The sequence below is a fragment of the Streptomyces sp. NPDC055189 genome (genome assembly GCF_053606765.1).
The window spans coordinates 110,770-123,441 of the sequence record NZ_JBSGSG010000001.1 but is presented as its reverse complement, the minus strand read 5'-3'; the positions used below and the strand labels follow the sequence as shown (position 1 = coordinate 123,441).

The following is a 12,672-nucleotide window of genomic DNA, read 5'->3' as shown; positions in this document are numbered from 1 at the left end:
AGTGGGCGGGGTCAGGTGCCGGGCAGGAGGACCGGCTTGAGGGTCCGGCCGGCCTGCTGGTCGGCCACTGCCCGGTCGAAGTCGGCCAGAGTGTAGGTGCTCACCAGGCGGTCGAGGGGCAGCGTTCCGCTGCGGAAGCGCTGGATCAGTTGCGGGATGAGGATCGCGGGTTCGGCATCGCCCTCGACACAGCCGCGCACCTGCAGTCCGCGCAGCATCAACGTGCGCACGTCGAGGGCGACTTCGGCAGGCCCCAGGCCGACCAGCGCCAGGATGCCGTGCGGCTGGAGGAGGGTGAGTGCGCGGGCGATGGGCTCGGGGCGTCCGGTGGTGTCCAGTGCGTGGGTCAGCGTCGGTATCGGCTCGTCCAGGGAGGTCACGGTCGTGGCGCCGTACCGGGCGAGCAGGGCGCGGCGTGCCGCGACGGGCTCGGCCACGACGACTTCGACGCCTTCGGACAGGGCCGTCAGGGCGGCGACGGCGCCCACGCCGCCGGCGCCGATGACCAGCAGGCGATCGCCGTGCCGGGGGCGCAGGACGTTGAGCACCGCGCCCGCGCCGGTCAGGAATCCGCACCCCAGGGGTGCGGCGGCTTCCGGTGGTATGTCGCCGACCCGGATGCAGGAGCGGGCATCGGCCAGTGCGGCTGTGGCGAAGGACGACTGGCCGAAGAAGGCCCCGAAGACCGGCTCGCCGCCCACGCGCAGGGTCGGCGATCCGTCGAGCCGCCGTCCCGAACCGTTGAGGGCAGCCGCCCAGGCGCAGTACCCGGGCAGGCCGGCCCGGCACTGGGTGCATCCTCCGCACGAGGCGAAGGAGATGACGACCCGGTCCCCCAGGCTGAGCCCGTCGACGGCGGGCCCCAGGCGTTCGACGGTGCCGCAGCCTTCGTGGCCGAGGACGGCGGGCCGCTGACTGAGTCTCTTGCGGGTGAGCAGGTCGGTGTGGCACACCCCGACCGCTTCGATGCGGACGATCACTTCGTCGGGGCGGGGGTCGTCCAGCTCGGCGTCGACGAGTTCGCCGGCCGCGGAGCCGTGCGAGAGCAGCGCGGAGATTTTCACTCGCGCTCCAGGCCGAAGTAGAAGAGGTGGCCGCCGGCGGAGACCGTGCTGGCTTTGCCGTTCATCACGCCCAGCAGGGTGGTGTCGTCCACCCGCTTGAAGTGGTCGAACACCGCCATGCCGTCGTAGACCATCGTGGCGGTCACCTCGCCCCGGAACTCGATGTTCCAGAGGCTGGCCTCGCCTCGGCCCGCGGTGGTGTCGGAGTAGAGGCTGCCGTCCCGGGCCCGGCAGATGAGCGGTTTGGCGTCGTCCAGGGCGATGAACTGCTTGCCGTGCCAGTGGCTGCGGGTCAGTACCTGCTGGATGGGATGGCCGGTGGAGAAGGCGAATCCCTTCCAGGAGCCCAGGATTGAGGAGGCGTCGACGGCTGCGAGGTCGGCCCACAGGGCGTCGAGGTCGGCCGGGTCGACCGGACCCGCCGCACTCCGCAGGGTCTTCCACCGCTCGTATACGGCAGGCGTGTTGTCGGTCACCGCACACGCAGCCGGCGCAGCAGGGACAGTTGGCTGTTGGTGCGGCGGACGAAGCTTTCGACCGATTGTTTCGGTGAGGGGCCCAGTGGCATGAGGCGCTGCACGGCGATGGTCTGGCTTTCGGTGTATTTGCGGATGCCTTCGGCTCCGTGGCGGCGGCCCGGGCCGCTGTCGCCCATCCCGCCCATGCCGGCTTCGATGCTGCCGGCTGCTGCGGCGGCGCCGTCGTTGATGTTGACCGATCCGGCGCGGATGAGCGCGGCCATGCGGGCGGCCTCGCGGGTGTTCTTGGACCAGATGGAGGCCGACAGGCCGTAGGTTCCCTGGTTGGCCAGGCTCAGGGCCTCGTCGTCGGTGGCGTAGGGGTACAGGGCAAGGACCGGGCCGAAGGTTTCGCTTGCGCAGGCATCCATGTCGGCGCTGACGCCTTCGAGGATGGTGGGTTCGTAGAACAGGGGCCCGAGGTCGGGCCTGGCGCGCCCCCCGGTCAGTGCCGTGGCTCCCTTGGCCAGGGCGTCGTCGACGTGGGCGCGGACCGTGGCGAGCTGTGCCGGTGAGACGAGCGGCCCGAGGTCGGCCGCGTAGTCGTAGGACCGCCCGAGGCGCAGCGCCCGGGTGGCCAGGACGAGGTGTTCACGGAAGGTGTCGTAGACCTTTTCGTGCACGTAGACGCGTTCGATGTGGATGCACATCTGCCCGGTGTTGGTGAAGGCGGCCGTGACGGTGCCGGCCGCTGCGGCGGCGAGGTCGGCGTCTTCGCGCACGATCAGCGGGTTCTTGCCGCCGAGTTCGAGGGAGGTGCCCACCAGCCGTTGTGCGGCGCGCTGGGCGACGGTGCGTCCGGTGGTGGTGGAGCCGGTGAAGGAGACGAAGTCGGCGGCGTCGGTGACGGCGGTGCCCACGACCTGCCCGTCGCCGACGACGATCTGCCACAGGTCGGCGGGCAGGCCCGCTTCGTGCAGCAGGGCCCGTGTCCACAGCAGGGTCAGGGCGGTCTGGGAGTCCGCCTTGGAGACGACGGCGTTGCCGGCCAGGAGGGCCGGAAGTACGTCACCGACCCCCAGGTACAGGGGGTAGTTCCACGGGGAGATGATGCCGACCACGCCCTTGGGCACCCGCACCTCGTTGACCTTGGTCAGGCCGGGGACCATGCCGCGTACGCGACGCGGGGCCAGGTAGCGGGCGGCGCGGCGCGCGTAGTGCCGCGCGATGGCCGCGACTTGGGCCACCTCCTGCCAGGCGTGATAGCGGGCCTTGCCCGTCTCCCACTGGATGAGGTCGAGCACCTGGTCCTGCCGCTCCAGGAGCAGGTCGTGAAAGGCGAGCACAGTCTTGGCCCGGCGTGCCGGCGGGGTCTGCGCCCACGCGCGCTGGGCGGTGCGGGCTGCGTCGGCGGCGGATCGGACGTCGTGGGGGGTGCAGGCGGGGACGGGCGCGGTGGGGGTCAGGTCCCAGGGTGCGAGCGCGGTCACCGGGTCGGGTGCGGGTGGCTCTGGGCGGGTCAGGTCGCGGTGTACCCAGGTGCACCACTGCGCGAGCAGGTCGGCGGTGACCCAGGCAGGTCGTGAGCCGGGGGCCGCTGATGACGTCGGCGGCGGCGGGGGCGGCGGCGCGTGGGTCTGGTCCTGCTCCGTGTTCATGGGGCTCCTCGGGGTGCCGGACGGATGCGGGTGGGATGCGGCGGCGCTTGTGCCAGGTCACGCGCCAGGTCACGCCGTTGCCGCGTGGTGCAGGGGCGGCGGCAGCGGTTTCTGGACCGTGCAGAGGTCTTGCCGATGACCTAACGCATCATTATGTTAATCGAAAATCACAGCATGGAACAAGCACATGACCGGTCCGGAGCCTGCATCCCGGGCTCGTAATCACAACGACTTAGCGCACGCACGGAAGGCGGACAAGTAAATGGAAAATCTCACCAGAAGGCGCGCACTGTCGATCGGCGCCGTGCTGGGACTCGCGAGCGTGACGAGTGCGCCCGGTGCCTGGTCCTGGTCATCCGCAGGATCGATCGCCGGGACCGACTCGGTCACCGACCCGTTCGCGGTCTGGGACCCCGACGCGGACGACGTGGCGGCCCGGCTCCTGGCCGACGGCTCGATCCCGGCCGTCAACAAGGCCTGGGAAGCGTGGGTCGACAACAGCGACCCCCTGCCGTCGGGCATGCCGGGCTACCTGAGCGACTACCTCAAGCAGGTCAACCAGCTTCCCTCCTGGGCCGATCCCGCGCTACTGGCCGCGTCCGAGAAGCTCTACAAGCGCCTCAACAGCTACCTGTTCGTGTCCGAGAGCCTGGGCAGCGGGATCCTGAGCACCGTGATCCCGCGCGAAGCCAGGGCGGTCTACTGGTCCGCCGGCGGCGCCGACATGAAGGAACGCGCGGCCAAGACCTTCACCTTCGGCTACGACCTGCACAGCCCCACCGCCTGGCAGCCGTCGGGGCACTTCCTGGTCTCGGCCAACAAGACGCGCCTGGTGCACTCCACGGTCCGCAGCCTGCTGGTGACCTCCAAGCGCTTCATGGAGAGCGCGGACCAGCCCAAGCCGATCAGCAACGGCGACATCCTGGTCACCTTCCACTCCGTGGCCACCGTCGCGCAGAACAACCTCAAGAAGTGGGGCATCAAGCTGTCCGCCAAGGAGCAGGCAGCCGACCTGCACGCCTGGCAGGTGGCCCTGCATCTGCTCGGCGTGCAGCACCAGTTCATCCCCGCCACCTGGGCTGACGCGCAGGCGCAGGCCGACCAGATGCTGTGGCCCAAGGTCGCCCCCACGCCCGAGGGCATCAGCCTGGCCAAAACCCTGCTCGGATACGTCGAGGACCCCACGCTGGGCCTGACCACCGGGTTCGTGAACGAGTTCGTCCGCTATCTGATCGGCGACACGTATGCCGACTGGCTCGATCTGCCCCACGACCGGGTGTCGCGGCTCCTGATCAAGGCCGCCTGGCCGACGTATGTCCGCTTCCGCGAGGGGCTCTCCCCCGTCGTGCCCGACGGTCTCTACCTGTTCGACCAGGCCGTGCGCGGCATCGCCATGCTGTTCCTCAACAACGGCACCTCGCCGACCCAGACCCCCATCACCCTGCCCACCGCCAACCGGCCCGGCGCCTGAGCCGCACGCCGCCCCCTGCGCGTCATGCCCCGCGACCGGCCCGGCGGATCGCGGGGCTTGCTCCTCCCCCGGATGCGGGTGAAGCCAGGTGGAGAGCATCCGTCCCGTCGGCCCTGCGGCGCACAGTGCGGTCAGTCCACTCCCAGGGCGGCGACGACCAGGGCGGTGACGGCGCTGCGGTGTTCGGGGGTGTCCTGCCAGCGCAGGCGGCGACCGGCCTCGACCACGACGCCGAAGCCCGCGTGCACCAGCACGCGCGCCTGCCGCGGGTCCAACTCGGTTCGCACCGCGCGCAGTTGCTGTTCCCATACGGCGATGTGGTCGCGCTGCGCGCGGATCAGCGGCTGCTGCAGCTCGTCCGGAAGACCGATGACCTCGGCCTCGGCGACGCTGGTCAGCGCGGTGTGCTCGAAGCTGTAGGCCACATACGTTGCCGCCAGTGCGGCCACGGCGTCGTGCGGGTCGCTCACCCCGTCGAGGTTGCGGTCGACCGCCTGGGCCAGCAGTCCGGCGGCCGGCATGCAGGCCGCCGCCAGGATGTCCACCTTGTTGGGGTAGTGGCGGTAGATGGCGGAGGGGACCAGGCCCACCGCCTCGGCGATCCGCCCGTTGGTGACCTTGGCGAACCCGTCGCGGGCGAACAGCGGGATGGCGGCGGCGAGGATCTCCGCGCGCCGGGTGCGCGGCACCGGCTGGGCGGGCAGCTGAATCAGGCGCGCCCCGCCGCCCGCCGCGCCCGGGTCGGTCGCGGCCGTGCGCAGGGCGGCGGCCAGCAGCACCTCCTCGGCCCGGCGCTGGGCGATGGAGACGTGATGGGTCGTGATGGACCCGATGGCGCCCAGGGATGCCGCAGCGCTCAACTCCGCCCGGGGCGAGGGATGATCGCGCTGTACGGTCTCGCTGACCCGGGCGACGACGCGGGCGAACTTGCCCCGCAGGACCCGGCGGTCCTCGTGCTCGAGGTAGCGGGCCTCCCAGCGGTAGAGGCCGCCCGAGGCGCGGTGGCTGACCGCGACCCGGTTCACGGCGCCCAGCACCTCGGCGAGGCCGGCGTCGGGCGGCACGTCGTCGAGCACGGCGACGAGCCGGTCGACCATGACGTTGGCGCACTCGGCGAACAGGGCGTACTTGTTGGGGAAATGCCGGTACAGGGCCGCCGCGCTGATGTTCACCGCGGCGGCGATCTCCTCCATGGACGCCGCGTGATAGCCGCGCTCGCTGAAGACCTTGCCGGCCGCCTCGACGATGAGCTGCCGGCGGTTGCGCGGTCGCACGGCGGCGATCGGACCGGCGTTCACCGGCGGGCACACAAACGGGAAGACAGGGCCATGAGCGTCAGTGAACCACAAGACGATCCGCGGCCAGAAGCCGCTCGCCGCCTCCGCCGTCCGCCGTGGACGCCACCGGCATCCGCGGCGGACACCCCTGCACCACGATGTGATTTTCCATTAACAAAAAGCTTCTTGAACGGCCGTATCGCGGGCATAATGGCGGCCGACCCCTCCCCCGCCCATCCGGAACCAGAGGAGTGGCATGTCCGTTGATACGGCTCCCGCATGGTCTTTTCGCCACCACTGGATGGCCCATGCGGCCACCCACGCGCTGATGCGGCCCGACAAGCCCGCCCTGCGCCACCTCGGCGAGACCACGTCCTGGGCCCAGCTGTCGCGCCGCTCGCTTCAGCTGGCCGCCGCCCTGGCCGAGCGCGGGGTCGCCGCGGGTGATCGCGTGGCCCTGCTGACGCTGAACCATCCCTGGTTCGTGGAAAGCCTGTTCGCGGCGAACAGCCTGGGAGCCATGGCCGTGCCCCTCAGCTTCCGGCTGGCGCCCCTGGAACTCGACTACATCCTCACCGACTGCGCCCCCGCGGCGATCGTCGTCGACGCACGGCTGCTGCCGCTGCTGCGCACCGTCCCCCACGCCGCCTCGATCGGCACGGTCATCGTGATCGGCGATCCGAGCGACGTCGCAGCAGATGCGCCCGGCGCCCAAGAGGGCATCGCCTACGAGGAGTTCCTGGCGGCGCACGCGCCGATGGAACTGCCCGACATCAGCGAGGAGTCGACCGCGCTGATCATGTACACCTCGGGGACCACCGGCCGCCCGAAGGGCGTGCTGCTCTCCCACCGCAACCTGCAGATACAGGCGATCACCTGTATCCGGGCGATGGACATCTTCGACGACTCCGACGTCGGCTTCCTGACCGCCCCCTTCTTCCACATCGCCGGCCTGGGTTCGATCGTCGCGAACTTCCTGGTCGGCAGCACCGTGGTGATCCACCCGCTGGGGGCCTTCGACCCTGCCGCCGTCCTGGATGCCTACGAGCGCGAAGGCGCCACGATCGTCTTCAACGTGCCCCAGCAGTGGGAGATGATCTGCGCCCAGCCCGGCATCGACAAGCGCGACCTCAAGCTGCGCGTCATCAGCTGGGGCGCCGCGCCCGCCAGCGACGCGACCCTGCGCGCCATGGGCGAGAGCTTCCCCCGCGCTCTCAACGTGGCGGTCTTCGGCCAGACCGAGACCTCACCGATCACCTGCGTGCTGCGCGGCGCCGACGCCCTGCGCAAGCTCGGATCGGTGGGCCGGCCGATCCCGACCCTGCAGTACCGCATCGTCGACGCCGCCATGAACGACGTCCCGGCCGGCGAAGTCGGCGAGATCGTCTATCGCGGCCCGACCGTGACGCAGGGCTACTGGAACAAGCCGCAGGAGACCGCGGCTGCCTTCCACGGCGGGTGGTTCCACTCCGGAGATCTCGTCAGGCAGGACCCGGAGGGGTTCGTGTGGGTCGTCGACCGCGCGAAAGACATGATCATCAGCGGTGGCGAGAACATCTACTGCGCCGAGCTGGAGAACGTCATCGCCGAACACCCCGCGGTCCGTGAAGTCGCGGTGATCGGCAGGCCGGATGAGCGCTGGGGCCAGGTCCCGGTCGCCTATGTCACCCCGGCGCCGCAGGGCGAACTGTCACTGCCCGAGCTGACCGCCTTCCTCGACGGGAAGCTCGCCTCCTTCAAGATGCCCAAGGACCTGCGACTGGTTCCCGAACTGCCCCGCAACGCCGGGGGCAAGGTCATCAAGGGGCAGCTGCGCGAAGACGACGCGGGCGCACCAGGACGCACCTGAGCCGGAGCGGGCTCGCGCCGTGCCGGCCCGTACGTACGGTCAGGTGACGACTTCCACCGAAGCGGGTCGGGAGAACGGCATCATCTCCCACCCGAGCGGCCAGTCCGGATCCCGTTGCTCTGCGGACTCGACCGCAAGGCACCGGGGAACCCGCCACCTCCACCAGCCGGCGCCTTCCTGCGGGCGGTCAGGCCACGGGATCGTCGCGCGGCGAAAGCGAACGTCGATGCCGTCGAGTTCCGGTTGCCTGATCGCGCGAACACGTGGGGGCAGCAACGGCCAGACTCCGGCGAGCGTGTCCCGGCACCAGAGATCGTGCACGAGGTCCGGCCCGCACCACGAGTAGCCCTCCTCCACCTCGTCCGCCAACGCACTCCAGCCCTCGAACAGGGAATTGAGGGAGTGGGCCGGTGCGCCGCCACCGGTGCAGGTGCAGGTGCCGACGGCACGAGCGACGGCCGCCCTGACGGCGTCGTACTCTTCAACGCTCAGAACGATGTCGTCCGTGCGGCCGTCTGTCGGATCCATGCGGCGCTCCAGCGGTACTTGATGGGACGGCGCGGGTGAACTCACCTGCTGCCGGCAGCCATTGTCGCGCTCAGAGCACGCAAGGCGTCATCGTATTGGTGACGGCGGAAACGGAACGGGCCGAACGCCGTGTAGTCGCGTGTCATGCGGTGCGGCTGCTCGAAGATTGTCCCAGCGAAGCCGGTCCCTCCTCCCGAGCCAGTCCCTGCGTGCTTGGCCCTGGCCATGCGGGCGGCAGTTACATCTGCCCGATCTTCAATGCTCGTGCCTGCTCGCCGCCGTTCTCCGGGCGGATTCGCTCGGCCAGGCACCGTCGATGGGAAATGATGGTGTGGCTTCCCGGACCGTCGATGCTCCGCGAGTCCAGGACGAGGGCATCTCCACCCGGGCCCAACGTGATCCGTTCACCACAGAAGTCGCAGAGCGAGGCCAGCGATTCAAGGTCAGCAGGTCGGATGCTGAGCCGTACTGAGACCGGCGGATGCCAGCGGTGGATCTGCGCGATCACTGCATCCAACTGCGCACCGATCGGCGGGAAGAGCGCGAGTAGTTCGTCATAGCTGCTGGTGGTCTCGGAGAACTGCTGGATCATGTCGATAGAGGCCGACAGGCCGGCGTTCTCGTAGCCTGCGATCTCGACGAGCACGCCCCATGGGTGATGGCTGCGGACTGTGGCCCGCACCTTCTGGCCGGGCATAAGCGCCAGACTCTCTGTCTCGAACCTCTCCATGGACCGATTCCCCGTCCTCTCGTCCAGCAGGCAGCGCCCGGTACCTCGCGTGCAGGTGTGTCCTCGGCGTCAGAGCCGTCCGCCGAGCTCCGTACCTGCACGGCGTCATCGTATGGGTGACGGTCAAACGGGAACGGGCCGAATGGCGCGGAATGTCCTCACCCGCCAGAGATCTTGTGCGGGGCAGGCCTCAGCAGGAGGTGCGGGTGTGTGTCCCGCCGGCGCGGCCGCGCCCAACTGCGGCTGCGCCGACGGGTTGTGCGGCCGTCGCCTTCGCCGGTCAGTCCGTGATCGTCGCAGTTACCGGTTCGCGGCGTGCCACGTCCACCAGGGAGCGGTCGGTGATTTTGAGGGCGGGTGAGACGGCCAGGGTCAGGGTCGACACGCTCATGAACGGGTTGAGGTGGTGCCAGCCCCAGGTTTCCAGCGCCGTGCGCACCGCGGCGGCCTGGTCGGCGACGTCGTGGGCCGGGCGGGCGGAGAGCACGCCGCCTACGGGCAGCGGCATGCGTGCAGCCACCGTTTGGCCGTCGGCGCCTCGGACGACGGCCACGCCTCCCCCGTCGGCGACGACGGTCGCGGCGGCCGCGGCCATGGCGGCACGGGAGGTGCCGATGGTCAGGAGGTTGTGGCTGTCGTGGGCGTAGGTGGAGGCCACGGCGCCCTCGCCCAGCTCCCGGCCCGTCAGCGGGGCGAAGACCGCGCCGGGGCGTCCGTAGCGGTTGCGTACGCGCACCACTGTGGTGCGTCCCTCCCAGTGCACCTCGCCACCGGTGACCGGGAGTTCGACCTCGGTTGCTTCGGTGTAGGTGTCGCGCGGGTTGACGCTCATGGCCCGGAAGCGGTGGGTGCCGTCGGGCAGGTCCACGCGCCAGCGGAAGCCGTCCGCGTCCTGGGCTTCTACCTCCACGCGACTGTCCAGGGGCGGCAGAGCGAGGGGTTCCGGGGCGTCTGTGGCTTGGACGGGTGCGCCGTCGCGGCCCACGATGCGGCCGCCGGCCAGGACGAGTGCGGGGTCGAAGGAGGCGAGGTCGCCCCGCAGCAGGACCAGGTCGGCGCGCTTGCCCGGGGAGACGACGCCGCGGTCGTACAGGCGCAGGCGCTGGGCCGGGGTCCAGGTCAGGGCCTTGAGGACGGCGTGGGGCGGGAAGCCGGCGGCCACGGCTACGCGCGCGATGTGGTCGAGGTGGCCCTGCTTGACGATGTGGTCGGCGGCGAGGTCGTCGGTGACCAGGCACAGCGGCGGGAGTTGGGGCAGGGACAGCAATGCGGTGGCGACCTCGGGGGTGAGGCACTTTTCCTGGAGCATCATCGTCATGCCCAGGCGTGCCTTTTCCAGGACGACCTCGGTGCGGTTCTTGGTGTGGTCGGAGTCCACGCCGGTGGCCAGGTAGGCGCTCAGTTCCGCGCCGGTGAGGTTGGGGCAGTGGCCGTCGAGGATCTTCTCGTGTGCGCGGGCCACGGCGGTGATCTCGTGCATGCGGCGGTCGCCGGCGACGACGGCGCGGTAGTCCATGACCTCGCCCAGGGCGATGACGCCGGGCCACTGGAGCATGTCGGCGATGTCGTCGGCGGAGAGGGCGGCGCCTGCGTGCTCCAGGCCTTCCAGGGCGGGTACGCACGAGGGGACACCCCACAGCTGGGTCTGGGCGCTCTGGCGGCCCGCGTCGATCATCCAGCGCATGGCGTCGCGGCCGGCGACGTTGACGATCTCGTGCGGGTCGGCCAGGACGGTCGTGGTGCCGCGGGCCAGCGTCACGGCGGCGAATTCCTGGGGCGTCAGGAAGGCGCTCTCGATGTGCATGTGGGCGTCCACGAAGCCGGGGGCGATCAGCATCCCGGTGGCGTCGATCTCCTCGGCCGCGGTGGCGGGGGTGCCGGGCGGGAGCACCGCGGTGATCTGGTCTCCGCGTACCAGGACGTCCGCGGCGAACTCCTCACCGGTGAAGGTGGACATCACGCGCCCGCCGCTGATCCGGAGGTCGTGCTGCTCACTCATGGGCTCGTGCTCCTTGGAAGGGATGTTGTCGCGCGCGGGCGGGCGCGGCCCGCCCCGGCAGTCGGTGGTCGTCGCGGGCCGCGGGGCGGTCAGGGGACGAGGGTGTAGAAGTAGTAGCCCAGCGGGATCATGACGATCCACAGCGGCCAGGGCACCTCGCGGATCCGGCCGCTGACCGTCTTGACCAGGACGTGGGCCGCCAGGCCGGTGGCGATGCCGGTGCCGAAGTTGCCGAAGAACAGCGTGGTGGCGACGGTCAGAGCGGCCGGGATGGCGTTGGTGGGGTCCTTGAAGTCGACGTTCTTGAGCGCGCCGAGCATGTTCAGGCCGATGAACATCAGCACGGGTGCGGTGGCGGCGGAGGGGATCAGGGTGGCGAAGGGGGTGACGAGCAGCAGCAAAGCAAAGCCGCAGGCGGCCCAGACCGAGGACAGGCCGGTCTTGCCGCCCGCGTCGGCGGCGGCCGAGGACTCCAGGTAGGCGGTCATCGAGGGGGCGCCGACGGCCGATCCGCCCATGACGGAGACCGAGTCGACCAGGAAGGGGCGGCGGGAGCCGGGGATGTTGCCGTCCTTGTCCAGGAGGCCGGCGCGGCCGGAGACGGCCAGCAGGGTGCCGGTCATGGAGAAGAACTCGGAGACGAAGAACGCGAAAATGTAGGGGAAGTACTCGGGCTTGAGGGCGCCGAGGATGTCGATGTGGAAGAGCAGGGGGCCGGGTGAGTCGGGGGCCGCGAAGAGGCTGTCGGGGACCTCGGTGACGCCCAGCGGCACGCCGATGAGGGTGACGGCGGCGATGGTGATGAGGAAGGCGCCCGGCACCTTGCGGGCGGCCAGAGCGGTGAGCAGCAGCAGGCCGGCCAGAGCGAGGAGGGCTGGAGCCTTGGACAGGTCGCCGATGGCGAGCGCGGCCTTGTCGGCGTTGCCGACGACGAGGTCGGCGTCGCGGAATCCGATGAGGGCGATGTAGAGGCCCAGGCCGCCGCTGATGGCGTACTTGAGGTTGATCGGCATGAGCCGGGTGACCAGGTCGCGGATGCCGAAGAGGGTCAGCAGCAGGAAGGCGACGCCGGACCAGAAGACCATGCCCAGGGCCGTGTCCCAGGGGACGTGGTCCTGTCCGACGATGGTGAAGGCGATCAGTGCTACGCCGCCGAGGCCCGGGGCGACGACGAAGGGCAGGTTGGCGATCAGGCCCATGGCCAGCGTCGCGAGGGCGATGGCGATGATGACGGCGGTGGTCGCGGCGCCGTGCGGGACCCCGGCGGAGGCCAGCTGGCCGGGGACCACGACGACGGCGTAGGCGGCGGCCATGAACATCGAGGCGCCGGCCACGAGTTCCGTGCGGTGGCTGCTGCCGCGGTCGCGGACGCCGAAGAGCCGCTCGACGCGCGAGGCGGGCGGCGGGGTGGCGGCGTCGGTCTGCTCGCCGGGCGGCGGAGCGGTGGTGGGCATGGGGACCTCGGCGGGGTGAGGGGCGGGCACGCGGCTGTCGGCGCGGGCGGAGTACGGGCGTGCGGGGAACCCGGCTTGGCCCGGTCTCTGCAACCGGTCTCTGAAACCGGTTGCAGAGACCGGTTGCGGGTATCATGGCACGGCATCAGGCGAAAGTGAACACGGGTCTCGGGCGGATCTTCGA

Annotated in this window: 10 protein-coding genes; 2 read left to right on the top strand and 8 right to left on the bottom strand. The window is 70.5% G+C overall.

What is annotated here, in order from left to right:
• Positions 1 to 11 precede the first annotated feature (11 nt).
• The 3 genes from ACWFR3_RS00590 to ACWFR3_RS00580 are packed head-to-tail and all read right to left on the bottom strand — an operon-like array spanning position 12 to position 3,180.
• Complete coding sequence (locus ACWFR3_RS00590) at positions 12 to 1,064, bottom strand: alcohol dehydrogenase catalytic domain-containing protein (RefSeq protein ID WP_453732293.1); 1,053 nt, start codon at positions 1,062 to 1,064, stop codon at positions 12 to 14.
• Positions 1,061 to 1,540 carry a DUF4334 domain-containing protein gene (locus ACWFR3_RS00585; protein ID WP_453732292.1) on the bottom strand — a complete coding sequence of 160 codons (480 nt, stop codon included), beginning with the start codon at positions 1,538 to 1,540 and terminating at the stop codon, positions 1,061 to 1,063. Before ACWFR3_RS00585 ends, ACWFR3_RS00590 begins: the two co-directional genes overlap by 4 nt.
• A complete protein-coding gene (locus tag ACWFR3_RS00580) occupies positions 1,537 to 3,180 on the bottom strand; it encodes a succinic semialdehyde dehydrogenase (protein WP_453732291.1) in 1,644 nt (547 codons plus the stop codon). Before ACWFR3_RS00580 ends, ACWFR3_RS00585 begins: the two co-directional genes overlap by 4 nt.
• Before the next feature lie 262 nt (positions 3,181 to 3,442).
• On the opposite strand from ACWFR3_RS00580, the gene ACWFR3_RS00575 reads away from it, so the two are divergent.
• A complete protein-coding gene (locus tag ACWFR3_RS00575; RefSeq protein ID WP_453732290.1) occupies positions 3,443 to 4,651 on the top strand; it encodes an oxygenase MpaB family protein in 1,209 nt (402 codons plus the stop codon).
• 131 nt (positions 4,652 to 4,782) lie between these two features.
• On the opposite strand, the gene ACWFR3_RS00570 is transcribed toward ACWFR3_RS00575, so the two are convergent.
• Positions 4,783 to 5,949 carry a TetR/AcrR family transcriptional regulator gene (locus ACWFR3_RS00570; protein WP_453732289.1) on the bottom strand — a complete coding sequence of 389 codons (1,167 nt, stop codon included), beginning with the start codon at positions 5,947 to 5,949 and terminating at the stop codon, positions 4,783 to 4,785.
• A gap of 235 nt (positions 5,950 to 6,184) precedes the next feature.
• Here ACWFR3_RS00570 and ACWFR3_RS00565 point away from each other — a divergent pair, with 235 nt between their 5' ends.
• Positions 6,185 to 7,777, top strand: a complete 1,593-nt coding sequence (locus tag ACWFR3_RS00565) for a long-chain-fatty-acid--CoA ligase (RefSeq protein WP_453732288.1) — start codon at positions 6,185 to 6,187, stop codon at positions 7,775 to 7,777.
• 39 nt (positions 7,778 to 7,816) lie between these two features.
• Here the strand turns inward: ACWFR3_RS00565 and ACWFR3_RS00560 are convergent, their stop codons facing one another.
• The 4 genes from ACWFR3_RS00560 to ACWFR3_RS00545 all read right to left on the bottom strand — a co-directional run bounded on the left by ACWFR3_RS00560 (position 7,817) and on the right by ACWFR3_RS00545 (position 12,488).
• Entirely contained in the window at positions 7,817 to 8,305 is a 489-nt protein-coding gene (locus ACWFR3_RS00560; protein WP_453732287.1) for a hypothetical protein, read from the bottom strand.
• 238 nt (positions 8,306 to 8,543) lie between these two features.
• Positions 8,544 to 9,035, bottom strand: a complete 492-nt coding sequence (locus ACWFR3_RS00555; protein ID WP_453732286.1) for a hypothetical protein — start codon at positions 9,033 to 9,035, stop codon at positions 8,544 to 8,546.
• 280 nt (positions 9,036 to 9,315) lie between these two features.
• Positions 9,316 to 11,034, bottom strand: coding sequence for an adenine deaminase C-terminal domain-containing protein (locus ACWFR3_RS00550; protein WP_453732285.1), 1,719 nt, complete (start codon positions 11,032 to 11,034; stop codon positions 9,316 to 9,318).
• Between the two features lie 89 nt (positions 11,035 to 11,123).
• A complete protein-coding gene (locus tag ACWFR3_RS00545; RefSeq protein ID WP_453732284.1) occupies positions 11,124 to 12,488 on the bottom strand; it encodes an NCS2 family permease in 1,365 nt (454 codons plus the stop codon).
• Positions 12,489 to 12,672 lie beyond the last annotated feature (184 nt).

What these genes read in the sequence shown, in the direction of transcription:
- ACWFR3_RS00580 (WP_453732291.1), bottom strand. Translation starts at nt 3,180, where the DNA reads ATGAACACGGAGCAGGACCAGACCCACGCGCCGCCGCCCCCGCCGCCG.
- ACWFR3_RS00575 (WP_453732290.1), top strand. Translation starts at nt 3,443, where the DNA reads ATGGAAAATCTCACCAGAAGGCGCGCACTGTCGATCGGCGCCGTGCTG.
- ACWFR3_RS00565 (WP_453732288.1), top strand. Translation starts at nt 6,185, where the DNA reads ATGTCCGTTGATACGGCTCCCGCATGGTCTTTTCGCCACCACTGGATG.
- ACWFR3_RS00560 (WP_453732287.1), bottom strand. Translation starts at nt 8,305, where the DNA reads ATGGATCCGACAGACGGCCGCACGGACGACATCGTTCTGAGCGTTGAA.
- ACWFR3_RS00555 (WP_453732286.1), bottom strand. Translation starts at nt 9,035, where the DNA reads ATGGAGAGGTTCGAGACAGAGAGTCTGGCGCTTATGCCCGGCCAGAAG.
- ACWFR3_RS00550 (WP_453732285.1), bottom strand. Translation starts at nt 11,034, where the DNA reads ATGAGTGAGCAGCACGACCTCCGGATCAGCGGCGGGCGCGTGATGTCC.
- ACWFR3_RS00545 (WP_453732284.1), bottom strand. Translation starts at nt 12,488, where the DNA reads ATGCCCACCACCGCTCCGCCGCCCGGCGAGCAGACCGACGCCGCCACC.